This is a genomic window from Microvirga sp. 2MCAF38, assembly GCF_052115485.1.
Classification (GTDB): domain Bacteria; phylum Pseudomonadota; class Alphaproteobacteria; order Rhizobiales; family Beijerinckiaceae; genus Microvirga.
Map to the genome: position 1 here is coordinate 613948 of NZ_JBFRGU010000001.1, position 23586 is coordinate 637533.

24 protein-coding genes and 1 riboswitch are annotated in these 23586 nt (G+C 62.0%); of the genes, 15 read left to right on the plus strand and 9 right to left on the minus strand.

Going from position 1 to position 23586, the window contains the following annotated elements:
- Window positions 1–10 precede the first annotated feature (10 nt).
- Both gcvH and gcvT read right to left on the minus strand, forming a co-directional pair.
- Window positions 11–385 (minus strand): glycine cleavage system protein GcvH, encoded by a 375-nt coding sequence (gene gcvH / locus AB4072_RS02910; protein ID WP_441965396.1) that lies wholly within the window; start codon window positions 383–385, stop codon window positions 11–13.
- A 111-nt stretch (window positions 386–496) separates the two neighbouring features.
- Complete coding sequence (gene gcvT, locus AB4072_RS02915; RefSeq protein WP_441965397.1) at window positions 497–1639, minus strand: glycine cleavage system aminomethyltransferase GcvT; 1143 nt, start codon at window positions 1637–1639, stop codon at window positions 497–499.
- Between the two features lie 152 nt (window positions 1640–1791).
- A riboswitch (glycine riboswitch) is annotated at window positions 1792–1886 on the minus strand.
- Window positions 1887–2056: 170 nt separating this feature from the next.
- On the opposite strand from gcvT, the gene AB4072_RS02920 reads away from it, so the two are divergent.
- Window positions 2057–3367 (plus strand): hemolysin family protein, encoded by a 1311-nt coding sequence (locus AB4072_RS02920; protein WP_441965398.1) that lies wholly within the window; start codon window positions 2057–2059, stop codon window positions 3365–3367.
- 102 nt (window positions 3368–3469) lie between these two features.
- Here AB4072_RS02920 and AB4072_RS02925 read toward each other — a convergent pair whose 3' ends face one another.
- Together AB4072_RS02925 and AB4072_RS02930 are read right to left on the minus strand one after the other, a co-directional pair.
- Window positions 3470–4018: a hypothetical protein gene (locus tag AB4072_RS02925; RefSeq protein WP_441965399.1), complete on the minus strand. Its 549-nt coding sequence runs from the start codon at window positions 4016–4018 to the stop codon at window positions 3470–3472.
- Between the two features lie 84 nt (window positions 4019–4102).
- On the minus strand, window positions 4103–4621 hold the full coding sequence (locus AB4072_RS02930) for an invasion associated locus B family protein (protein ID WP_441965400.1): 519 nt from the start codon (window positions 4619–4621) through the stop codon (window positions 4103–4105).
- Between the two features lie 301 nt (window positions 4622–4922).
- On the opposite strand from AB4072_RS02930, the gene coxB reads away from it, so the two are divergent.
- The 8 genes from coxB to AB4072_RS02970 all read left to right on the plus strand — a co-directional run bounded on the left by coxB (window position 4923) and on the right by AB4072_RS02970 (window position 11530).
- On the plus strand, window positions 4923–5780 hold the full coding sequence (coxB, locus tag AB4072_RS02935) for a cytochrome c oxidase subunit II (RefSeq protein ID WP_441965401.1): 858 nt from the start codon (window positions 4923–4925) through the stop codon (window positions 5778–5780).
- Window positions 5781–5812: 32 nt separating this feature from the next.
- Complete coding sequence (gene ctaD, locus AB4072_RS02940; RefSeq protein WP_441965402.1) at window positions 5813–7432, plus strand: cytochrome c oxidase subunit I; 1620 nt, start codon at window positions 5813–5815, stop codon at window positions 7430–7432.
- Window positions 7433–7570: 138 nt separating this feature from the next.
- Window positions 7571–8527: a heme o synthase gene (locus AB4072_RS02945; protein WP_441965403.1), complete on the plus strand. Its 957-nt coding sequence runs from the start codon at window positions 7571–7573 to the stop codon at window positions 8525–8527.
- A 3-nt stretch (window positions 8528–8530) separates the two neighbouring features.
- Window positions 8531–8686, plus strand: coding sequence for a hypothetical protein (locus AB4072_RS02950; protein WP_441965404.1), 156 nt, complete (start codon window positions 8531–8533; stop codon window positions 8684–8686).
- 7 nt (window positions 8687–8693) lie between these two features.
- Window positions 8694–9287: a cytochrome c oxidase assembly protein gene (locus AB4072_RS02955; protein ID WP_441965405.1), complete on the plus strand. Its 594-nt coding sequence runs from the start codon at window positions 8694–8696 to the stop codon at window positions 9285–9287.
- 64 nt (window positions 9288–9351) lie between these two features.
- On the plus strand, window positions 9352–10212 hold the full coding sequence (locus AB4072_RS02960) for a cytochrome c oxidase subunit 3 (RefSeq protein ID WP_441965406.1): 861 nt from the start codon (window positions 9352–9354) through the stop codon (window positions 10210–10212).
- 188 nt (window positions 10213–10400) lie between these two features.
- Window positions 10401–10775 carry a DUF983 domain-containing protein gene (locus tag AB4072_RS02965; RefSeq protein WP_441965407.1) on the plus strand — a complete coding sequence of 125 codons (375 nt, stop codon included), beginning with the start codon at window positions 10401–10403 and terminating at the stop codon, window positions 10773–10775.
- On the plus strand, window positions 10772–11530 hold the full coding sequence (locus tag AB4072_RS02970) for an SURF1 family protein (protein ID WP_441965408.1): 759 nt from the start codon (window positions 10772–10774) through the stop codon (window positions 11528–11530). Before AB4072_RS02965 ends, AB4072_RS02970 begins: the two co-directional genes overlap by 4 nt.
- Here the strand turns inward: AB4072_RS02970 and AB4072_RS02975 are convergent.
- Complete coding sequence (locus AB4072_RS02975; protein WP_441965409.1) at window positions 11518–11874, minus strand: hypothetical protein; 357 nt, start codon at window positions 11872–11874, stop codon at window positions 11518–11520. The genes AB4072_RS02970 and AB4072_RS02975 overlap by 13 nt on opposite strands.
- A gap of 224 nt (window positions 11875–12098) precedes the next feature.
- On the opposite strand from AB4072_RS02975, the gene AB4072_RS02980 reads away from it, so the two are divergent.
- The 4 genes from AB4072_RS02980 (at window position 12099) to AB4072_RS02995 (ending at window position 18742) form a co-directional block, all read left to right on the plus strand.
- The gene (locus AB4072_RS02980) at window positions 12099–12620 is read left to right on the plus strand and encodes a GNAT family N-acetyltransferase (RefSeq protein WP_441965410.1); all 522 of its coding nucleotides are present in this window, start codon (window positions 12099–12101) and stop codon (window positions 12618–12620) included.
- A gap of 353 nt (window positions 12621–12973) precedes the next feature.
- On the plus strand, window positions 12974–14389 hold the full coding sequence (gene thrC, locus AB4072_RS02985; protein ID WP_441965411.1) for a threonine synthase: 1416 nt from the start codon (window positions 12974–12976) through the stop codon (window positions 14387–14389).
- Entirely contained in the window at window positions 14386–15669 is a 1284-nt protein-coding gene (locus tag AB4072_RS02990) for a M16 family metallopeptidase (RefSeq protein ID WP_441965412.1), read from the plus strand. The genes thrC and AB4072_RS02990 overlap by 4 nt, the downstream gene beginning before the upstream one ends.
- 193 nt (window positions 15670–15862) lie before the next feature.
- Window positions 15863–18742, plus strand: a complete 2880-nt coding sequence (locus AB4072_RS02995) for an EAL domain-containing protein (RefSeq protein WP_441965413.1) — start codon at window positions 15863–15865, stop codon at window positions 18740–18742.
- A gap of 28 nt (window positions 18743–18770) precedes the next feature.
- On the opposite strand, the gene AB4072_RS03000 is transcribed toward AB4072_RS02995, so the two are convergent.
- Entirely contained in the window at window positions 18771–19385 is a 615-nt protein-coding gene (locus AB4072_RS03000; protein WP_441965414.1) for a YqgE/AlgH family protein, read from the minus strand.
- A 158-nt stretch (window positions 19386–19543) separates the two neighbouring features.
- Here AB4072_RS03000 and AB4072_RS03005 point away from each other — a divergent pair, with 158 nt between their 5' ends.
- Window positions 19544–20362: a protein-disulfide reductase DsbD domain-containing protein gene (locus AB4072_RS03005; protein WP_441965415.1), complete on the plus strand. Its 819-nt coding sequence runs from the start codon at window positions 19544–19546 to the stop codon at window positions 20360–20362.
- A 111-nt stretch (window positions 20363–20473) separates the two neighbouring features.
- Window positions 20474–20956, plus strand: coding sequence for a peroxiredoxin (locus tag AB4072_RS03010; RefSeq protein ID WP_441965416.1), 483 nt, complete (start codon window positions 20474–20476; stop codon window positions 20954–20956).
- 128 nt (window positions 20957–21084) lie between these two features.
- Here AB4072_RS03010 and rnhA read toward each other — a convergent pair whose 3' ends face one another.
- Genes rnhA through ispH form a run of 3 tightly spaced genes read right to left on the minus strand, consistent with a single transcriptional unit; the run spans window position 21085 to window position 23480 of the window.
- Complete coding sequence (gene rnhA / locus AB4072_RS03015) at window positions 21085–21555, minus strand: ribonuclease HI (RefSeq protein ID WP_441965417.1); 471 nt, start codon at window positions 21553–21555, stop codon at window positions 21085–21087.
- Window positions 21552–22517, minus strand: a complete 966-nt coding sequence (locus AB4072_RS03020; protein WP_441965418.1) for a homoserine kinase — start codon at window positions 22515–22517, stop codon at window positions 21552–21554. Before AB4072_RS03020 ends, rnhA begins: the two co-directional genes overlap by 4 nt.
- A 3-nt stretch (window positions 22518–22520) precedes the next feature.
- Window positions 22521–23480, minus strand: coding sequence for a 4-hydroxy-3-methylbut-2-enyl diphosphate reductase (gene ispH / locus AB4072_RS03025; RefSeq protein WP_441965419.1), 960 nt, complete (start codon window positions 23478–23480; stop codon window positions 22521–22523).
- Window positions 23481–23586: the final 106 nt, after the last annotated feature.

A 23586-nucleotide genomic window follows, 5' to 3' on the forward strand; every position in this document is an offset into this window, starting at 1 on the left:
GTCGTGCTCGTTACGAAATCGACTTCACGAATTCCTGGTACTGCTCTTCGGTCAGAAGACCATCGAGCTCGCTCGGGTTCGTGATGCGCAGCTTCAGGAACCAGCCGCGACCGGCCGCATCTTCATTGACCGTGCCGGGCGTGCCTTCGAGAACGGAGTTGACCTCGAGCACTTCGCCGGAGACCGGAGCATAGACTTCGCTCGCAGCCTTCACGCTCTCGACGACAGCAGCTTCGGCGCCCTTGGCGAGCGTCTTGCCGACGGCCGGCAATTCAACGAACACGACATCGCCCAACTGCGCCTGAGCGTAGTCGGAAATGCCGACGATGCCGGCATCGCCTTCGACGCGGACGTATTCGTGATCCTTTGTGTAACGCGTGGTCATTTGATGATCCCCTTTGGGTCATCCCGGCCAAGCAGAGCGCGAGCCGGGATCGTTTGAAGAATGAAGTTCAAAGAAACGATCCCGGATCGGCAAAGCCGTCCGGGATGACGTTTATCTCTTGTAGCGATGCGGTGCGAACGGCATGGCCGCGACCTTGGCCGGAATCGGCTTGCCGCGAACCATAAGATGAAGGTCCGTTCCGACAGCGGAAACGTCCTTTGAGACATAACCCATGGCGACCGGACCGTTGACAGTGGGGCCGAAGCCGCCGGACGTCACAACGCCGACTTCACGGCCATCGGGCGTGGTGATCGGCGTGCCCTCACGAGCGGGTGCGCGTCCGTCGGGCTTGATACCGACGCGCACACGGGCCGCGCCATCCTTGATCTCACGCTGGATGCGCGCGGCACCCGGGAAGCCGCCTTCCTCCCGGCGACGCTTCTGGATCGACCAGATGAGGCCACCCTCGATAGGCGAGGTGGTGGTGTCGATGTCGTGACCGTAAAGGCAGAGACCAGCTTCAAGGCGAAGCGAATCGCGTGCGCCGAGGCCGATGGCCTTCACCTCGGGATCCGCCAAGAGCGCCCGCCACAGGGCGACTGCTTTGTCCGCCTTCACGGAGATCTCGTAGCCGTCTTCACCAGTATAGCCGGAGCGCGACAGATGAACATCGAGGCCGGCAACCTTGGTCATCTTGGCGGCCATGAAGGCCATATCGGCCGTGTCCGGAGCCAACCGCGCCATCACCTCGGCCGCTTTCGGGCCCTGGATGGCGACAAGCGCGCGGTCGTCCACACGCACGAGCTTCACATTGGCAGGAAGGCGGGCCTGCATATGCGCATAGTCCGCCTCCTTCATGGAGGCGTTGACCACCAGCATCAGCTTGCCTTCAAAGGCCGGGTCGCCCGAGCGGGTCACCATGAGATCGTCAAGAATGCCACCCTCGTCGCTGAGCAACTGGGAATAGCGCTGCTGGCCGGGCTTGAGGTTCACAATGTCGGCGGGAATCAACGTCTCGAGCGCCCGAGCCGTGGTCTCGTGATCAGGGCCGACAAGGAGGGCCTGACCCATATGCGAGACATCGAACAGGCCCGCGTGATCGCGGGTCCAGTTGTGCTCGGTCATGATGCCGGTCGGATATTGCACCGGCATGTCGTAGCCCGCGAAGGGCACCATGCGGGCTCCGAGCGCGACGTGTTCGGCATGAAGCGGAGTAACAAGAAGCGGCTCGTCGGAATGGGCTGACTCGGCCATCGGGTTCCCTCCAAAGGCGTGTTTCATCAGGCCTTACGGCCCGTTCACGCCCCCTCTGTCCCGAGACCTGAGAGATTTCCCTAACGCCTTTCGGCGAAGGTTACGCCCGTCGGTGGGCGACATCTTGCGATATCGCCGCTTTCCAGAGTGCCAGCTCCCGCGCGGTCCTTTGGCCTGAGCGTTTCCGGGGCGGTTGCGCCTTCGGCGCCGGGGCCCTTTCGGGTCCGGTCTCTTCCGCGGGGATCATCGGCTGTTGAAAGCTGTGGCGAGGAATCGTCACTCTGTCAATCAAACAGGCTGCCGCAAATGCCGTCTTAACGCTTAATTGACGGCGAGGCCGCGAGGCCCCATGTATAGGGGCATCTTTTCACAGAAGGGGAGACCTGCGGCCTGACCGGTCGATAGCTCCTGACATCGTTGATCGAACTGGCCATCGCTCTTGTCCTCGTCGCCTTGAATGGCGTCTTCGCTCTTTCCGAACTTGCTCTCGTTTCTTCCCGGCGCCCCCGCCTGAAGGCCATGGCCGAACAAGGCCGCTCCGGAGCCACCGCCGCCCTCGCCTTGCTCGAGGATTCCGGCCGTTTTCTCTCCACCGTCCAGATCGGCATCACCCTCGTCGGCATCCTTGCCGGTGCCTTTTCCGGCGCGGCGCTCGGTGCGAAGCTCACGCTGATCCTGCTCGATGCCGGCGTTCCCCGTGCCGGCGCGGAGCCGCTCGGCTACGGCATTGTGATCGGACTGATCACGTATCTCTCCATCGTCATCGGCGAATTGGTGCCCAAACAGGTAGCGCTCCGGGACCCGGAGCCCGTGGCCTGCCTCGTCGCGCCGATGATGGTGCTGCTGTCGAAGATCGCTGCTCCTGCGGTCTGGCTTCTGAACGCCTCGACGCGTCTGATCTTTCGTTTTTTCGGCACGAGTTCGGGCAGCGAATCGACGGTCACGGAAGAGGAACTCAAGATGCTCGTCGGCGAGGCCGAGAGCGCAGGCGTGATCGAGGAGGAGGAGCGCCGCATGATCGCGGGGGTTCTGCGCCTCGGCGACCGGCAAGTGCGCGGCCTCATGACACCTCGCACGGATGTGGACTGGATCGATTTGGACGAAGACGATCCGGAAGCGATTCGAAAACTCCTGATGGAGACGATTCATTCACGTCTACCGGTGAGCGAGGGCAATACCGACAACATGATCGGTGTCGTGCAATCGCGGCAGCTTCTGGCGGCCATCCTGGCGGGTGAAGAACTCGACATCCGCAAGCTCGTACGCACAGCGCCCGTTATCCCGGACACGCTTTATGCTCTCGACGCGCTGACCCTGTTGCGCGATTCGGAAGTCCCCATGGCGCTCGTCCATGACGAATACGGCCATTTCGAAGGTATCGTGACGCCGGCGGACGCTCTCGAGGCCATTGCCGGCGCCTTCCGTTCGGATGTGGAAACGGAAGAGCCGGATGCGGTGCGCCGCGAGGACGGCTCATGGTTGCTTGCCGGCTCCATGCCCGTCGATGAAATGGCCGAGACCTTGAGCATCCCCCTTCCCGATAGTCGCGGGTATCACACGGTCGGCGGGCTGGTGATCAGCGAGTTGCAGCATCTCCCGGCTACCGGCGAATACGTGGATGCATTCGGTTGGCGTTTCGAGGTGATCGACCTCGATGGCCGCCGGATCGACAAGGTACTCGCGTCTCCGCTGCTCAAAAGGGTCGGCGGGTCGCTCAAGCGCTCATGAAAAAGGCGCGCCGCTTGGCGCGCCTTCGAATTCCCGTGACCTGAAACATAATCGCCCAACCAGACGCGATCACGCGTCGGTATGGGCGATTGTCCAAAACTTTTAGCGGCGAGCGCGACGAGCCGGTTGCGCGGCTGCGGCGCTGCCCAGGCCGACTTCGATCACGAAATCATTCACGCTTGCGGACGAAACCACGATTCCCTCGTCGATGACGGTGAACTGGCCCTGCGTATCGCCCGCCGGGATCGAGGCAGAACCGCGAACCACCCGGTTGGAGAAGACGGTATCGCCGCTCCTCACCACCACGCGCACCGGCACGTCGAACCGGCCACCCGAACCGCCGCCGGCTCCGAGAAGAACTCTGCCCTGCACGCCGACTTTCACGACCGTCGAGCCGTCCTGACGGCCGACGCATTCGCGCGCCATTTGGCCTAGCGAGATTTGGCTCCGCAACCCGGCGGCATCGCCCACCCGGCCGCCCGAATAGGCCTGCATCGCCGCGCCGCCTTCGAACACATCGATCGACGGGCAGAACACGTCCTCGATCACCGCCGGCAGCGGCTCCGGCACGGTCGTACCGGCGAAGAGCACCATGTTGCCGAGGGTCGAACCGCCCTCACCCGGCGTGCCGCATCCGGCCAGAGCGGCCACGCCGAGCAAAACTGCTCCAAGTGCAGATTTCCTGCCAAATCCCATCATTTTGCCCCCCGAAGGCTCTTTTCGTCGTCCTGCCGTTTAAGGCAACGCGTCATACCCGGCAGCGAATCCATTGAGGGAAACGGGGATGCCGATCCCTTCTTCCGGCGTCTGGAACACGATGAACGTGGCCGTCTGCCCGGATTTCATCTGCGAAATGAGGTTATCTTCCATCACGACCTCCGCAACACAACCCGTCACGAGGCAGCGCACGAAGCCGGCACGGCCGATATCGGTCTGATCGATCTTCAGGCCGAGACCTGACGGCAGAAGGACGCCAAGCTGAGATACGACCCGCAGGAGCCGCCCTTTCCCGTCCGCCGTCTTCAGGACAATGATCACGAGCGATACGTTCGGACGGTCTTCCGCCGCTACGTTCTGGACGAGGGCGCATTGCTCCGCGCTTGCGCCAGCAGGCGTTTCGCAACGCATCTGCCAATCGCCATAGGTATTTTTAACCATGCCTTGAGCATTGGCCACATCAGCTGTGGACAACAGGGCCACCCCGAACAAGGCGGCAGCCCCGCAGCGAATCCACCGTGACAGGTTCACCGGCATCTCCGTTTTGAATCGTTCGAAACGGCAGAAATACCGACCGCTTCGCTTCTGGTTCTGAGACCTGTTGGGACCATGGGGAGGGCTTCAATGTCAAGCGAAGAGGCACCGGCCAGCACACGAAAGCCGCGTTTGGCCGTTATGACGCACGAAATAGCGACGCTTGGACCGTTGCGCTTGTGCGCGTCCTGTGGTCATAGACACAAGTCATTCGGTGGTGGCGCTCGCTGGGCTCGATCATTCGCGCCCGGTTTCTGTCGCGGACAAGTGGCCATCACTTCTAAGTAGGAGCTTTGGAACACCGATGCGGATCGAGACCTCAGGACTTCGATCGGCGATCACCCTTATAACAGCGGCGGTCGCACTTGTGTTGGGCGTAAGTGAGGCATTTGCCGGCACGGGTGCCCCTTCCCCTTGGGAAATCGGCATGCAGGGCATGGTGACGGAGGTGGGGCAGAACCTGTCCACATTCCATACCTACCTCGTGTGGATCACCGCGGCGGTGTCCGTGTTTGTTCTGGCGCTGATCCTGATCATCGTTTTCCGCTTCAGCGAAAAGCGAAACCCAACTGCTTCCAAGACCACTCACCACACCCTGCTCGAGGTCGCGTGGACCGTCGTTCCGGTGTTGATTTTGGTGGCCATCGCGATTCCCTCGTTCCGCCTCCTGCGCCTGCAGCTCATCATTCCGCCGGCGGATATCGTGGTGAAGGTCACGGGCTATGCCTGGTACTGGGGTTATGAATACCCGGCCGACCAGGGCGGTGGCTTCAAATTCGATTCCAACATGGTCGAAACCAAGGATCTGAAGCCAGACCAGCTGAAGCTTCTCACCGTCGACAACGAGATGGTGGTTCCGGTCAACAAGACCGTGAAGATCCAGGTGACCGCCGCCGACGTGCTCCATTCCTTCGCCATGCCGTCCTTCGGCGTGAAGATCGACGCGATCCCCGGCCGCCTGAACGAATCCTGGTTCAAGGCCGAGACAATCGGCACGTATCACGGCCAGTGCTCGGAACTGTGCGGCAACGGGCATCCCTACATGCCGATCGTGATCCGCGTCGTGAGCGAGCAGGATTATGCGGCCTGGCTGACCGACTCGAAGAAGAAGTTCGCTTCGACCGACGGCGCCATCCCGCTCAAGCTCGCCATCGCCCAGTAATTTACGAGAACAGGACCTGAGAGGTCTCCACTATGGCACATGCAGTTGACGCCGCTCACGCGGATCACCACGACCATCCGACCTTCTGGCGGCGCTGGTTCTACTCCACGAACCACAAGGATATCGGCACGCTCTATATGCTGTTCGGCTTCATCGCCGGCTGCGTCGGCGGCGCGCTTTCCATCGGCATGCGCCTCGAGCTTCAGGAGCCGGGCCTGCAATACTTCTCGAATCCGCAGGCCTTCAACGTTTTCGTGACGGGCCACGGTCTCATCATGGTGTTCTTCATGGTGATGCCGACCCTCATTGGCGGCTTCGGTAACTGGTTCGTTCCGCTCATGATCGGTGCGCCTGACATGGCGTTCCCGCGCATGAACAACGTCTCGTTCTGGCTGACTGTGGCCGGTTTCGCCATGCTGGTGTGCTCGCTTTTCGTCGAGGGCGCACCCGGCTCGCATGGCTTTGGCGGTGGCTGGACGGTTTATCCGCCGCTTTCGGTCAGCGGCCATCCCGGCCCGGCGCTCGATTTCGGCATTCTGGCCTTGCACCTTGCCGGTGCGGCCTCGATCCTCGGCGCGATCAACTTCATCACCACGATCCTCAACATGCGCGCTCCGGGCATGACGCTGCACAAGATGCCGCTCTTCGCCTGGGCGATGCTCGTCACCGCGTTCCTGCTGCTACTCTCGCTGCCGGTTCTCGCGGGCGCGATCACCATGCTGCTGACGGATCGTAATTTCGGCACCACCTTCTTCGATCCGTCGGGCGGTGGCGATCCGGTGCTCTACCAGCACCTGTTCTGGTTCTTCGGCCACCCCGAAGTGTACATCATGATCCTGCCGGCCTTCGGCATCGTCAGCCACATCATCTCCACCTTCTCCAAGAAGCCTATCTTCGGTTATCTCGGCATGGCCTATGCCATGGTGGCGATCGGCGTCGTCGGCTTCGTCGTGTGGGCGCACCACATGTACACGGTCGGCCTCTCGCTCCAGACGCAGGCCTATTTCGTGTTCGCCACCATGGTGATCGCGGTGCCGACAGGCGTGAAGATCTTTTCGTGGATCGCGACCATGTGGGGCGGCTCGATCCGCTTCACCGCCGCCATGCATTGGGCTGTCGGCTTCGTCTTCCTGTTCACGGTGGGCGGCGTCACAGGCGTCGTGCTCGCGAATGCGGGCGTCGATCGCTACATGCACGACACCTACTACGTGGTGGCCCACTTCCACTACGTGCTGTCGCTCGGCGCAGTCTTCGTGATCTTCGCCGGCATGTACTACTGGTTCCCGAAGATCACCGGCTACGTGATGCCGGAATGGATCGGCAAGCTGCACTTCTGGATCGCCTTCGTCGGCTCCAACGTGCTGTTCTTCCCGATGCACTTCCTCGGCCTCTCGGGCATGCCGCGCCGCTATGCGGATTATCCGGATGCGTTCGCCGGCTGGAACAAGGTGTCGTCCATCGGCTCCTACATCTTCGCCGTCGGCATCTTCGTCTTCCTCTTCGGCGTGATCTACGCGTTCATCCGCAAGGAAAAGGCTGCCGGAAATCCGTGGGGTGAGGGTGCTACGACGCTCGAATGGACGCTGCCCTCGCCGCCTCCGTTCCACCAGTTCGAAACCCTGCCGCGCATCGCGGACACGGATAGCCACTAATCGAACGAGCCGGGCGGTCTCGAACACGACCGCCCGCTCTTCCCCCGAGAGCTCCATGCGAGGAGCTTTCCGGGGAGGGGTTGATACTCAAAGAGGCTCCTGCGGGCGCAGGCCCCCACGCCTCGGAAGATCAAGGCCATGACCAGCGTATCGAACAGCCTGACCGACAATCACAGCGAAACCTATGCCACGGCAGGTTTCTCACAGGGTGATGTGTCCGACTATTTCGCCTTGCTGAAGCCGCGGGTGATGTTTCTCGTCGTGTTCACGGCCCTCGTCGGCATGGTCGTGGTGCACCCGAACGTGAACCCCATCATCGCTTTCGCTTCGCTTCTGATGATCGCCGTCGGCGGCGGTGCCTCGGGCTGCCTCAACATGTGGTGGGACGCGGATATCGACGCCGTGATGGTGCGCACCGCCAAGCGCCCGATCCCCGCGGGCAAGATCACCCCGAGCGAGGCTCTGGCCTTCGGCCTGACGCTCTCCGCCGGTTCGGTTCTCATCCTCGGCCTCGCCAGCAACTGGCTCGCAGCCGGTCTTCTCGCCTTCACGATCTTCTTCTACGCCGTCATCTATTCCATGTGGCTCAAGCGCTCGACGCCGCAGAATATCGTCATCGGCGGCGCGGCGGGTGCCCTCCCCCCCATCGTGGCTCAGGCGGCCGTTTCCGGTCATGTGGGCTGGGAGAGCATCATTCTCTTCGCCATCATCTTCGTGTGGACGCCGCCCCATTTCTGGGCGCTGGCTCTCGTGAAATCGAGCGACTATCAACGCGCCGGCATCCCGATGATGCCGAATGTGGCGGGGCCCGATTCCACCCGTCTCCAGATCCTGCTCTATACGCTCGTTCTCGTGCCTCTCGGCCTTGCACCCGTTGCCTTCGGCTTCGGTGGCCTCGCCTATGCGGTCGTCGGCACGCTCGGCGGCCTCGGCATGCTGGCCCTCGCCATTCAGGTCTATCGCCTGCGCGAGGGCGAGCCGGCCATGCGGGTGGCTCAGCAGCTCTTCGGGTTCTCGATCCTCTATCTTTTCCTGCTCTTCGCGACGTTGCTCGCCGAGCATGGCTTCGGTTTCTTCCGTCCGATTCTGGGGTAAGCGATGCAAGCGAAATTGCCTCAATTGAGCCCCGACGAACTGAAGCGCCGCCGCCGGCGCTCGCTGGCCCTGGCGTTGACGCTGGGCGCCCTCGTCCTGCTCATCTTCGCGGTCACACTCGCCAAGCTCGGACCGCAGGTCCTGCAGCGTCCCTTGTGAGGTCATCATGAGCGAAGCGCATCATTCCCAACGCAATATCCGCCGCACCGTCATCGGCTGCGCGGCTCTTGTCGTCGGCATGGTCGGCCTCGCCTATGCGTCCGTTCCGCTCTACGACCTGTTCTGCAAGGTCACCGGATTCGACGGCACCCCATCGACTGCCTCCAACAACAACACCAAGATGCTCGACCGGACCATTGCGGTGCGATTTGATGCCAATGTCGCACCCGGCCTGAACTGGCGATTCTCGCCCGAGACCCCTGAGGTCAAGGTCAAGCTCGGCGAGACGACGACGGTTCTCTACAAGGTGACGAATACCGGCGATAAACCGACGACGGGTATCGCCACGTACAATGTCCAACCCGATCTCGCGGGAACCTATTTCACCAAGCTCGAATGCTTCTGCTTTACCGAACAGACCATCAAGCCCGGTGAAACCCTTGAATCGGCTGTCGTTTTCTATGTCGATCCCCGTCTCGTGACGGATTCCGACATCAAGGACCTGAATTCAATCACGCTCTCCTACACCTATTTCCCCTCCAAGGGGGGAAGGCCGGTGGCGGAGGCGACAAAGCCAACCCCGAAACCCATCGTCCAATAACGGACGTGACAAGCTGAACAGAAGCGGCTTAAAGCAGAGCACCTTCGAGGCACGGAGACTAAGAATGGCCGAGGCTCACGCCAAACATCACGATTACCACCTTGTCGACCCGAGCCCATGGCCGCTCATCGGTTCGATCAGCGCCTTCATGATGGCGTCCGGCTTCGTCACCTGGTGGAAGGACATTGCCATCGCCGGCGCGCACCCTGGCGCTTACATCTTCGGCGCGGGCATCATCGGCGTTCTCTACACCATGCTGAGCTGGTGGACGGATGTGGTTCGCGAGGCCAACAGTGGCAAGTACCACACCCGCGTGGTTCAGCTTCACCACCGCTATGGCATGATGCTGTTCATCGCCTCGGAAGTAATGTTCTTCGTGGCCTGGTTCTGGGCTTATTTCGACGCCGCCCTCTATGCGGGCGACCCGATGCAGTATCTGCGCTCCGAAGCGCTCGGTGGCGTGTGGCCGCCGAAGGGAATCGAGACCTTCGACCCCTGGCACCTGCCGCTCCTGAACACGCTCATCCTGCTGACGTCGGGCACCACGGTGACCTGGGCGCATTACGCGCTTCTCCAGAACGACCGCAAGGATCTCAAGCTCGGCCTGTGGCTCACCGTGATCCTCGGCCTGATCTTCACCTCGCTCCAGGCCTACGAGTACACGCACGCTCATTTCGGCTTCAAGGGCAACATCTACGGCGCCACCTTCTTCATGGCGACGGGCTTCCACGGCGTGCACGTGATCATCGGCACGATCTTCCTCGCGGTCTGCCTGCTGCGCACCTATCGCGGCGACTTCACGCCCAAGCAGCACCTCGGCTTCGAATTCGCCGCCTGGTACTGGCATTTCGTCGACGTGGTGTGGCTGTTCCTCTTCGCGTCCATCTACGTGTGGGGTTACGGGCCGGGTGCAGCAGGCCACTGACGCCGCCCGGAGCATTGATCCGGAAAATGGAAAGCCGGTTTTCCGAAAAGATCTGCGGTGCTGAAGCACAAAAGTTCAACAAGGGCGGCTATAGGCCGCCCTTCGTTTTTCTAATCCAGTATCCCACCTGCGACTTACCTGGCGTACACGTATCCGCGTATTCGGTATCGCCCTTCGGAGATTGCATCTTGGCTCAGCCTCATTCCCACGCCCCTTCCCCGATCCTCACCGGGCTCAAGGGACATTGCCCCCGCTGTGGCGAGGGACATTTGTTCAAGGGTTTTCTGACGATCCGGCCGAAATGCGAGGTCTGCGGTCTCGATTTCGCTTTCGCCGATTCCGGTGACGGTCCGGCCTTCTTCGTGATGTCGATCGTGGGTATCGTGGTTGTAGCGTTGGCGCTCTGGGTCGAGTTCGCTTTCGAACCGCCGATCTGGCTGCATCTCACCCTCTGGTTCTCGCTCACCGCGATCTTGAGCCTTGCCCTCGTCCGCCCGCTGAAGGGCCTGCTTGTCGCCCTGCAATTCCACAACAAGGCCGAAGAAGGGCGTTTGCAGAAGTGACGCACGCCGCCGCCCTTCCACGCTTGCGCGCTCTGATCGCGCCGGCGATTGCGACGCTTGTCGCGCTCGCAATCCTGGTCACGCTTGGAACGTGGCAACTCCAGCGAAAGGCCTGGAAAGAGGGTCTGATTGCGCAAATCGAGGCGCGCTCTCATGGCGAGCCGGGTTCAATCCAGCGAGAGGCTCAATGGAGTTCCTGGCGGGCCTCTGACGACGAGTTCCGACGCGTTCGCCTCACCGGCACCTTCCTCAACCAGTTCGAAACACCCGTTTACGGCCTGGCTCCCGCCCAGCGCGGTTCGCCTTTGCAGGGCTTCTATCTCATGACGCCGCTGCGTCTTGCCGACGGCGCCATCGTCATGATCAATCGCGGCTTCGTGCCAACCGAATTGCGCGATCCGAAGGCTCGGCCGAATAGCCAGCCTCAGGGAGAAGTCTCGGTCACCGGCCTCGTGCGCGCGCCCGAGGCCCGGAACACATTCACCCCGGCTGACGACCCGGCCAAGAATTCGTGGTTCACCCGCGATCCTGAAGCCATCGCAAAGGCTCATGGCCTGACCCGCGTCGCGCCTTTCCTGATCGATGCCGATGCCACGTCCAATCCCGGCGGCTGGCCGAAAGGTGGGCAAACGCGGTTGGACCTGCCGAACGACCATTTGCAATATGCCTTCACCTGGTTCGGCATCGCCCTTACCCTCATCGGGGTTTTCGGGGTCTTTGCGTGGCGTCGGATAAAAGGCGCTCAGGGCAGTTGAAAGAGGGCGAAAAACCCGAAGCCGAGAATGATCAAACCCGCGCTCACGACTTTCGCGACGAAGAGCGGCTTGAGGAGGCGGGTCGTTTCCGCCTGATGCGCAGCTCGCTCAGCGCGGGTCATCCGCGACCGGGCTTCAGTGTGCTGTGCATAAAGGGACGTCGTCATGGGATGCCCGACCGGGCCATCCTTTTCCAATTCCAGACGCTGCGCCGCAAAGCCGACCAGCAATCCGAGTACGCCGAGCCCGAAGAACCCTACGACGGAGAACACGACATACGTCACCATTGTCAGCGCTCCAACGAGCACCGGTAGCAGCAACCAATCGATCCGCGTCATCCGCATCGGAGCTTCCCTCCAAGGGCCGACTTGGCTTTGCAATAACGACAATATACCATGTTCCCTATGTCCACGCTTCTTACGACCGTGACCCATCTCATGACGCGCCTTGCAGGGCGTGCAGGAGAGGTGTTGCGCTAAGAGAGCGTCGACATTCATCCCAAGCCCTGCCGGAGACGAGCAGGGCTTCTTCGGTTCCGTTCATCTCCGGTTTTTCACGGAGAACCATGATGGAACCACCTTCTCAAAAACAACCAGACCCCGACGACGTGATCTTTCGTGCCGCGCGCCCGAGCGATTATGAGGAAATCAATGCTATCGCGAACCTGCCCGGTTATCGCTTCGGCACCTTGCGGCTCCCTCACCAATCGCCGGAAACGGCACGAAAATGGCTCGAGAACATCGCCGCTGGCGACGTTTCTCTCGTTGCCGTGAAGGCCGGAAAGATTATCGCCAATGGCGGCTTGAATCGGCTTCTGGGCCGCCGCGGCCACGCGGGAAGCCTCGGCATGGGCGTGCATGACGATTATCGTGGCCAAGGCGTTGGGTCGAAGCTCATGCGGGAAATTCTCACGATTGCCGACAGCTGGCTGAACCTGAAGCGGATCGAACTCACCGTCTATACGGACAACGCCCCGGCCATCGCCCTCTACAAGCGCAACGGTTTCGAGGTCGAGGGCACGCACAAGGCCTTTGCCTTCCGGGACGGGAGTTTCATAGACGCTTACGCCATGGCCCGGATCAAGGAATGACGAGTGCCCTTACTCTGCGACCGGTTGCGGCTTGCCGTAACCGGTCGCGCCTCTTAGAGGCATTGGAACGGACAAATCTTTTTTCCGCGAAGGCGGAAATGCCCTAAGAGACTCTTTTGAAATGATGCGTTTTTCTTCTCCTTCGTCATTCCGGGGCCGCGTCAGCGGAGCCCGGAACCCATAACCGCAAGCGTTTCAGAACGGGAAGCGAACGAGTGCGCTTGCGTCTCATCCGGAGATGCCGGCGGTTCTGGGGTTCCGGGCTCGCCTGCGGCGCCCCGGAATGACGATGGAAAGGCGCTAAACTATTTCCAAACGGGCTCTAATGTCCCGCCGCATTCAGGAGACCGACCTTGCTCCATATCTCGACCCGCGGGGAAGCGCCCGCGCTTGGCTTTGCCGATGCTTTGCTCGCCGGGCTTGCCCACGATGGGGGCCTCTATGTGCCGGAAAGCTGGCCGACGCTGACGCGCGAGACGATCCAAGGTTTCGCCGGAAAACCTTATGCCGAGGTGGCGAAGGCTGTCCTGAGCCCGCTGGTCGACGGCGAGATCCCGCGCGAAGCCCTGAGCGCCATGATCGACGAGGCCTATGCCTCGTTCCGCCATGCGGCCGTCTGTCCGCTGACCCAGCTCGACGACAATCTCTTTCTGCTCGAACTCTTCCACGGCCCGACCCTCGCTTTCAAAGACGTGGCGATGCAGCTGCTCGGACGGCTGATGGACCACGTGCTGAAAGCGCGCGGCGCCCGCGCGACCATCGTCGGCGCGACTTCGGGCGACACCGGCAGCGCGGCGGTGGAGGCTTTTAAGGGCCTCGATCAGGTCGATATCTTCATCCTCTACCCCCACGGCCGCGTGTCGGATGTGCAGCGGCGGCAGATGACGACCGTGGCCTCGAAGAACGTCCATGCATTGGCGGTCGAGGGCACTTTCGACGATTGCCAGAACATGGTGAAGGGCATGTTCGGCAATGCCCGCTTCCGTGACGAGTTGCAGCTCTCGGGCGTCAACTCCATCAACTGGGCGCGCGTAGCGGCGCAGGCGGTCTATTACTTCACTGCGGCCGTCAGCCTCGGCTCCCCTCATCGGAAAATTTCGTTCGCCGTGCCGACCGGTAATTTCGGCGATATCCTCGCCGGCTGGGTCGCGAAATCCATGGGGCTTCCCATCGAGCGCCTGATGATCGGCACAAACGCCAATGACATTCTGGCCCGCGCGTTCCATTCGGGCGCTTATGAAATGACCAGCGTGAAGCCCACGGCCTCGCCTTCGATGGACATCCAGATCTCGTCCAATTTCGAGCGCCTGCTGTTCGAAGCGTATGGTCGCGATCCGGTCGCGATCCGCCATCTCATGGCTAATCTGGCGCAATCACGCGCCTTCACCATCGCGCCTGAACCGCTTGCCCGCATCCGCCAGGAGTTCTCGGCTCTCGCCGTGGACGAGCCAACCGTCGCGGCCGAAATGGCCGAGACCTACCGCGAAACAGGTTACGTGCTCGATCCGCATAGCGCCGTCGGCACCCGCGCGGCCCGCGCACTGCTGCGAGAGCAGCCGGACATGCCGGTCGTGGCGCTGTCAACCGCCCATCCGGCGAAGTTCCCGGATGCGGTCGAGAAAGCGACGGGAATTCGCCCCGCCCTGCCTCCGCATCTGGCGGATCTGATGGAGCGGGAAGAGAGCTTCTCCATTCTCCCCAACGATCTCGGAGCCGTCGAGCGCTTCATCCGGGACCGCGCTCGCACCGTACGGGGCACTGCGGCATGAACGAGCATTTCGTGCGTGAAAAACAGATCGATATCACTCGGCTCGATAACGGCTTTACCATCGCGACCGAGCGCATGCCTGAAATCGCGACGGCGACCCTCGGCATTTGGGTTGCCACCGGCTCGCGCCATGAACAGGCGCATGAGCACGGTCTCTCCCACTTCATCGAACACATGGCCTTCAAGGGCACGGCACGCCGCTCCGCTCGCCAGATCGCCGAGGATATCGAGAACGTGGGCGGCGACATCAACGCCGCGACCAGCATCGAATATACGAGCTACACTGCGCGGGTCCTGGGCGAGAACATCGATGTGGCGCTCGATGTGATCGGCGACATTCTCACCCAATCTGTATTCGATGCGAATGAACTCGTGCGTGAGAAGGGCGTGATCCTGCAGGAGCACGCCGCCGTCGAGGATACGCCGGACGATCTCGTCTATGACGCCTTCATGGAAACGGCCTATGCGCGTCAGCCCATGGGTCGCCCGATCCTCGGCACGCCGGACACGATCCGAAGTTTCGACGAGGCGACGATCCGCAATTTTCTGGCGCGCGAATACACCCCTGGCAAAATGGTTTTGGCGGCAGCGGGTGACGTGAACCACGCACAAGTCGTGGAAGCCGCTCAGAAAGTCTTCGGCGCCATGCCGTCCGCCGAAATCCGTGGGCCGGAGACGGGCGCCTATACCGGAGGCGAACGGCGTATCGCGCGCAAGCTCGAACAAGCCAATCTGGTGCTGGGCCTTCCCGGCCTCTCAGTGCGAGATCCGAACTACTACGCCACGCACCTCTTCGCCCATATCCTCGGCGGCGGGCTCACCTCCCGCCTTTGGCACGAGGTGCGTGAAACGCGGGGGCTCGCCTACTCTATCGATGCCTTCCACTGGCCCTTCTCCGATTGCGGCCTGTTCGGCATCGGCGCGGGTACGGCGGGATCGGACGTGTCGAACCTCGTCGATGTGACCCTCTCCTGCACCCGTCAGGCGGCGGACGACATCACCGAGGTGGAACTCACCCGCGCCAAGGCACAGATGAAAGTCGCTCTGCTGGCCGCGCTGGAAAGCCCCGGAGGGCGGATCGAGCGGGTCGCGCGCCAATTGCTGTCCTGGGGGCGCATCATCCCGAGCAACGACATCATCACCAAGGTGGATGCCATCGTCGTCGATCAGGTTCGGGAGGCCGGCCACCGCCTGCTGCAAGGCGCGCCGACACTCTCGGCCATCGGCCCGATCAAGGGTTTGCCTTCGCTCGAGGCCATTGGGGCGGGTCTGCGCGGCTGATTCGTCCTGTGTATTCCGGTGAGGCAACTAAGCTTGTCCTAATCCCGCCGCAAAGTAAGCCCATGGCCGCTTTGCGTGCTTCACGTCTGTGAGTCCTGCGGACAAGTTGGTCGAAATGTCTCCCGCGCCTTGCCCTCAGGCCCTCAGGCCGATACCAATCCCTCCTCCATTCAACGGACGAAAGACCGAAGCGTTGCGGATCGTCTCTTTCGCCATAACCGTTCTTCTGGCGATTTTCCTGTCTCTGCTCTCTCCCACCGCCGGTTGGGCGGTGGAATCCGTGCGGGTGGACCAGGACACCAAGGCCATCGACCTGACGCCGATGATCGAGCGCTATCGCTCGGACGGCGACGAAATCCGCATTTCGACCGCGCCGGGCCGCGACGGCATCGTCCGCCGCATCGCGGTCAAGGCCCGCGAGGCGGGAACCCGGCCCGACTGGATCGTCTTCGCGCTCACCAATGATTCCGACGAGCAGGTCGACCGGCTTCTCGTCGCGCCACATTTCCGCCTGACCAATTCGGGCGTGATCTGGCCCGATCTGGGTTCCACCCGCATTGCCGCTATCACCGCAAGCCAGGGCATTCGCCCGGAGCGGGACGACAGCAAGGACGCGGACGTTTTCCTGATCACTCTCGATCCCGGCACGACGGTGACCTTCGTCGCCGAGCTCAATACCAACGAGTTGCCGCAGCTTCAGCTTTGGGACGGGGATGCCTACAAGGAGCGGGTCAACGGCCTCACCCTTTACAAGGGCATCATCATCGGCATCGCCGGCCTGTTGGCGCTGTTCCTCACCATCGTTTTCGTGGTCAAGGGCGCCCTGATCTTCCCCGCCGCCGCAGCTCTCGCTTGGGCGGTTCTGGCCTATTCCTGCATCGATTTCGGGTTCTTCCAGCGCATCTTCCCGATCACCGAGTCGGTGGAGCGGATTTATCGCGCGGGCGCCGAGGCGGTCTTGGCCGCGACCCTTCTCGTCTTTCTCTTCGCCTATCTCAATCTCAACCGTTGGCATGTACGCTATAGCCACGTCACCGCCTTCTGGTTGACGTTCCTCGGCGCGCTCATCGGTCTTGCGATCTTCGATCCGCCGGTCGCTTCCGGCGTCGCGCGTATTTCCATCGTGGCCGTGGCGGGCATCGGCTTCGTGCTCGTCATTCATCTGGCTACCCACGGCTATGACCGCGCCATCATGCTCGTGCCGACCTGGCTTTTGCTGATCGCCTGGGTAACGGCGGCGGGCTTCACCGTGATGGGTACCCTCACGGCGGATCTCGTTCCCCCCGCTCTCATCGGCGGGCTCGTCCTGATCGTGATGCTGATCGGTTTTACAGTGATGCAACACGCCTTTTCGGGAGGCGGTTTCGCTCATGGCCTGGTGAACGATACCGAACGCCGGGCGCTCGCGCTCGCTGGCTCGGGCGACATGGTGTTCGATTGGGACGTGGTCTCCGACAAGATTTTCGTGAGCCCGGAAACGGAGCATCAGCTCGGTCTCAAGAGCGGTGCTCTCGGGGGCCCTGCATCGGCCTGGCTCGATCTCGTCCACCCCTTCGACCGCGACCGCTATCGCGCCGCGCTCGATGCGGTCATCGAGCAGCGCCGGGGCCGTCTCTCCCAGGATTTTCGTCTGCGCTCGGCCTCGGGCCCGCATGTCTGGTTCCGTCTCAAGGCCCGGCCCATCGTCGGTTCCGACGGCGAAGTCATCCGCATCGTCGGCACGCTGACGGACGTGACCGATGCCCGCACGGCGGAAGAGCGGCTTTTGTACGATGCCGTACACGACAACCTGACGAGCCTGCCGAACCGGCAATTGCTCTACGACCGCCTGGAAGCCGCACTCATCTTCGCGACCCAGGACGGCTCTCTACGCCCGACCGTGCTCGTGATCGATCTCGACAAATTCAAGCAGATCAACGAATCCGTCGGCCACTCGGCGGGCGACTCGATCCTGCTGACGCTCTCGCGCCGCCTCGGCCGCCTCCTGCGCCCGCAGGACACGCTGGCGCGTGTCTCCGGCGACGAATTCGCGATCATCCTGCTCTCCGAGCGCGAGCCCGACCGTATCATCGCCTTCGCCGACATGGTCCGGCGCACCCTGACCACGCCGATCACCTATGCGGAGCGGGAAATCTTCCTGACCGCTTCCATCGGCCTCGTCTTGCATGACCCGCAGACCGCCGCGCGCCGCGAAGAGGTGCTCCGGAATGCCGAGATCGCGGTGGCCCATGCCAAACGTCAGGGCGGCGACCGCATCGAGGTCTTCCGGCCGACCATGCGCTCCGACCGCAGCGACCGTTTCACTCTGGAGGCCGATCTACGCCATGCCGTCGAGCGTGGGGAGATGAAGGTTCTTTTCAAGCCCATCGTGCGGCTCGAAGACCGCACCATCGCGGGCTTCGAATCCATGCTGCGCTGGGATCACTCTCGTCTCGGCCGCCTTGCGCCGGAGGACTTCATGCCGCTGGCGGAGGAGACCGGCGTCATCGTCAACCTGAGTGTTTTCCTGCTGGAGCAGACCGGTCGCGAACTGGCAGCCTGGCAGGATGCGCTGGAGGTCGATCCGCCGATTTTCGCCAGCATCAACATGTCGAGCCACCATCTGCTGCGGCACGATCTCCTGCAGGACGTGAAGGCGGTCATGGCGCGGACCGGGGTTCTCCACGGCTCGCTCAAGCTCGAGATGACCGAAAGTCTCGTGATGGAGAATCCGGAATATTCGGCGCAAATGCTGAACCGCCTGCGGGATCTGGGCGTGGGGCTTTCCCTCGACGATTTCGGAACGGGCTATTCCGCCCTCTCCTATCTGGAGCGTTTCCCGTTCGACACCCTCAAGGTCGACCAATCCTTCGTGCGCCAGATGGCGAACGGCAAGCCGGTGATCCTGCGTTCCATCATCAAGATGGCGCACGAACTTGGCATGGAGATCGTGGCTGAGGGCGCGGAGACGGAATCGGAAGCGATCGAGCTCTACCAGCTCGGCTGCGAATACGCGCAGGGCCCCGTCTTCGGCGAGCCGATGTCGATGCACCAAGCACGGCAATTGATCGGAGCGGCCCATCAGGCCGCTTAAGGCCTGGAAGGAACGTCGAACCACGCTCTCAGGCGTGCCCCGGTTCAAGCGAGAGCATGGCCGGCTCGATGCCAATCTGGCGGAGAGCCACGTCGTAGCGCAGTTCGAGAGGCGTGTTGAAGATCAGATCCGCGTCCGCCTTGCAATTAAGCCAGCCATTGGCCTGAATTTCGGTTTCGAGCTGCCCCGGCTGCCAACCGGCGTAACCAAGAGCGAGCACGGCACGCTCCGGCCCCTGACCCTGGGCGATGGCCCGCAAGATATCGACCGTCGCGGTGAGATATACGCTGTCCTCGATGGGAAGGGTCGATTGAGCCAGATAAAAATCCGGTGAATGCAGCACAAATCCGCGACTGGTCTCCACCGGGCCACCAATAATAACCGGGATGTGCTCGACCTTGGGCGGCAAACGTATACGCTCGGATTCAGGAATGATTTCCAATTGAACGAGAAGATCGGGGATCTTCATGTTCGGAGCGACCCGATTGAGGACAATCCCCATCGCGCCTTCTTCCGAATGGGCGCAAATATAGACGACGGAACGCGCAAAGGGCTCCCCCACGACGCTCGGCATCGCGACGAGGAACTGCCCTTCGAGGGTATCCGTCTCATTTCCGACGTTGTGCTTAGGCACGAAGGCCATGGCTCAAACCCGAACTTTCGGCATTTTACTCCCGATCACGGTAACGTGGATAGCAGACCCTTCCAGAAATCCCTTAAAAGCATGAGCTTGCGGCGAACCGGTATCCACTTCGCCAGAGCATACCATAAGGGGAAGCGCGACAAGGAGGCCTCGGTTCCATGGCGAATGTGCGACACGTAGCGATTACCACTTTGTTTCTCCTGTTCGGGACGCTCGCCGCCCACGCCGAGAGTGCCTCGCCATGGGCGCAAGGCTTGCATTCGCGCGCGCGTCTGTTGTCAGGCGGGGCTGAGAACGGACGGCTGCTTGCCGGCATTGAAATCGAGCTCGACCAGGGGTTCAAAACCTATTGGCGGACGCCCGGCGATTCCGGGCTCCCGCCCCGCTTCGATTGGACGGGTTCGCAAAACGTCTCCGATATCCAGATTCGCTGGCCCGCTCCATCGCGCGTAGCGGACGCAGGGGGAGTATCCTATGTCTACGGCCGCCGGGTCGTATTGCCCATCCTCCTCAAAACGCCTGAGCCGGGAAAACCCGCTCACGTCAACCTTTCGCTGGAATACGGGGTTTGCAAGGATATCTGCATTCCAGCCCGCGCGGAGCTGACCCTTGATCTCAAGGAGGTCGGGCCGAGCGCCGCAATTTCGGAGGCGTTGGCTTTGGTTCCTCGGGCCCGCCGCGCCGGTGCGCCCGATACGCTCGCCGTTCTCTCCGTCACACCGATCAAGGCAGACAAGCCTTCCTTCCTGGTGGAGGTCCGCGCCCCGGTCGATGCTCGCCCTCTTCTTTTCGCTGAAGGACCGGAAGACTGGTATCTTTCCGCGGCGGCCGCCGACGCGCCCAACCGGTTCGTCGTGACAGTCGAAGATCGTCCGAAAACTGCGCCGCCGATGCAGCCTTTCCTCTTCACCGTGACCGCCGGGGACGAGGCTATCGAGACCGAATGGCGCCTCGACGCGAGCGCGCAGCTACCCTGAGCAAACTCGCTTTCCTCAAGTTTCGCATGATCTTGCCGGACAACCGGTTTCCAGCTGTCCCGATCATGCGCTAGACCAGACACAGACTTTATTCTGCACTCGGAGAAGTGAATGACCATCCAGGTTGGCGAGCAACTGCCCCAAGTCACATTCCGCATCATGACGGCGGAAGGCCCTGTCGCGAAGACGACGGACGACATCTTCAAGGGGCGCAAGGTCGTTCTGATCGGCGTGCCCGGCGCTTTCACGCCGACCTGCCACCGAAACCATCTTCCCGGCTATGTTCAGAAAGCTTCCGAGATCAAGACAAAGGGTATCGACGCGATTGCCGTCACCTCCGTGAACGACGTGTTCGTCATGGATGCGTGGTCGAAAGCCAGCGATGGCGAGGGTGTCGAGTTTCTCTCCGACGGCAATGCCGACTTCGCCAAGGCCCTCGGCCTCGCCATGGACGGAACGGGCTTTGGCCTCGGCACACGCTCCAAGCGCTATTCCATGGTGGTGGACAATGGCGTTGTGGCGACCCTGAACATCGAGGACACGCCGTCCCAGGCCAATCTCTCGGGCGTCGACAACCTTCTGAAGGCGCTCTGACCGGCTGGAGCATGATCAGAACAAGTGGAAACCGGTTGTTCGCCCGGATCATGCGGTACTAAAGAATCGAGAGCTTCAAAGAGACGCGATCAAGCTCTAATGATTTTGAGGCGCGGCGGCTTTCCCTTTTACTGGGAGGCCTGTCGCGCCTTTCCGTTTTTAAACGGCTGAAGAGCCGCCACCGCCAATTCGTCGACCCGGATATTCATCGGGTCGTCCGCGTGGCCCTTCACCCAATGCCACGCGACCTTGTGGCGCGACGCCGCCTCGTCGAGTTCACGCCACAGATCGTCGTTCTTCACCGGCTTGTTGTCGGCGGTGCGCCAGCCGCGCCGCTTCCAATTGGCGAGCCAGGACGTGATGCCCTGCCGGACGTACTGCGAATCCGTATAGAGGTCGACCACGCAGGGGCGCTTCAGGGCGTTAAGTCCCTCGATTGCGCCGCGCAGCTCCATGCGGTTGTTGGTGGTGTGCGCCTCGCCGCCCGAAAGCTCACGCTCCTTACCCTTGAAGGACAGGACGGCCGCCCAGCCCCCTGGACCGGGATTCCCCGAACAGGCGCCGTCCGTATAGATCGTGACCCGTTCCGTCTCACTCATGCCGCTAGTCCGTATTCGCGCGCATGGCGAACATGCCGGTGGAAGCCGAGCTTGCGGTCATATTCCAACGGATCCTTCGGCTTCACGAGCGCGCCGGGCGGCACGTTCAGCCAATCGACCAGCCGGGTCAGCATGAAGCGCATGGCCGAGCCACGGCAGAAAATCGGCAAAGCCTCGATCTCGTCAGCCGAGAGCGGGCGGATCGCCTGATAGCCGGCGAGCAGAGCGCGGCCCTTGGTCAAGTTGAACGAGCCATCCGCCTCGAAGCACCAGGCATTGAGACAGATTGCGACATCATAGGCCAAGGCGTCCGTGCAGGCGAAGTAGAAATCGATCAGGCCGGAAACCTCGGGCCCGATGAAGAATACGTTGTCCGTGAAAAGATCCGCGTGGATCACCCCTGTCGGCAAGCCGCTCGGCCATGCTCCCTTCAGAAAGGCAAGCTCCTGTCGCGTGCGCTCGGCAAGGCCGGTGGATACGCTGTCGGCCTGAGCCTCGGCCTGCGCGAAAAGCGGTGGCCAGCCATCGAGCGACAAGGCGTTCGGCCGCGTCATCGGAAAATCCTGCCCCGCGAGGTGCAGCTTGGCGAGGGCCTGACCCAATGCGCCGCAATGGGAGGCGGTCGGACGACGGACAGCGATGCCGTCGAGAAAGGTGCAGATGGCGGCCGGTCGCCCCGCGAGGCGTCCGAGTGCCTCCCCCTGACGGTTACCGACCGGCAGCGGGCAGTTCAAACCACGCATGGCGAGATGCTGCATGAGAGCGATAAAGAAGGGCAGATCGCTCTCCTTCACGCGCTTCTCATAGAGCGTCATGATGTAGGTGCCGCCCGTGGTGTGGAGAAAATAGTTCGTGTTCTCCACGCCCTCCGCAATGCCCTTGTAGGAGAGCACCGTGCCAATGTCGTAGGTGACGAGAAAAGAGGCCAATTCCTCGTCCGGAACTTCCGTATAAACCGCCAAAGTCTACCCCACCGCCTGATCGCGCAATTCGCGCGGAAGCGGAAAGAAGACATTCTCATCCGCCGTCGAAACATTCTCAACCTGGACCTCGAAGCGTTCGGCAAACGCGTCGATGATCTCCTCCACCAAAATCTCGGGCGCCGATGCGCCCGCCGTGATCCCCAACCGCCGGATCGACCCGAACAGCGACCAGTCGATATCCTCTGCCCGCAGGATCAGCCGCGCGAGGGTGCACCCTTCCCGCTCGGCGACTTCACGCAGGCGCTGGGAGTTGGAGGAATTCGGCGATCCCACCACGATCATGGCCTCGACTTGCGGGGCGACGCGCTTCACCGCGCCTTGCCGGTTCGTCGTGGCGTAGCAGATGTCTTCCTTGTGCGGGCTGACGACGGAAGGAAAACGCGCCTGAAGCGCCTCGATCACCTCCCGCGTGTCGTCGACGGAAAGCGTCGTCTGCGTGACGAAGGCGAGGTCTTTGGTGTCGACAGGCTCGAGCCGCGCCACATCCTCGACAGTCTCGACAAGCGTGACGGTTCCTTCCGGCAACTGGCCCATGGTACCGACGACCTCAGGGTGTCCCGCATGGCCGATAAGGATGATGTGACGGCCCCGCTTGTGGTGCACCTGAGCCTCGCGATGAACCTTCGTCACCAGGGGGCATGTTGCGTCGATGGCAAAGAGCCGCCGGGCCGCAGCCGCCTCGGGCACGGATTTCGGAACGCCGTGAGCGGAGAAGATCACCGGGGCGTCGCCATCCGGGACCTCGCCAAGCTCGCGGACGAAGATCGCCCCCTTCTTCTTGAGACTCTCGACCACGTATTTGTTGTGAACGATCTCATGGCGCACGTAGACCGGCGCGCCGTGGATCGCGAGCGCCTGCTCGACGGCATCAATGGCACGCACCACGCCCGCGCAGAAACCGCGCGGGGCACAGAGCAGGATATCGAGAGGCGGTTTGGTCATATCGCGGCGATGTGGCGAGAGGCGACCCTCAATGTCAAGCCGGGAGCGACGCTTATTCGCGCCTTACGCGCACATGCCAATTGGCCTCACCCTTCGAATAACGGGC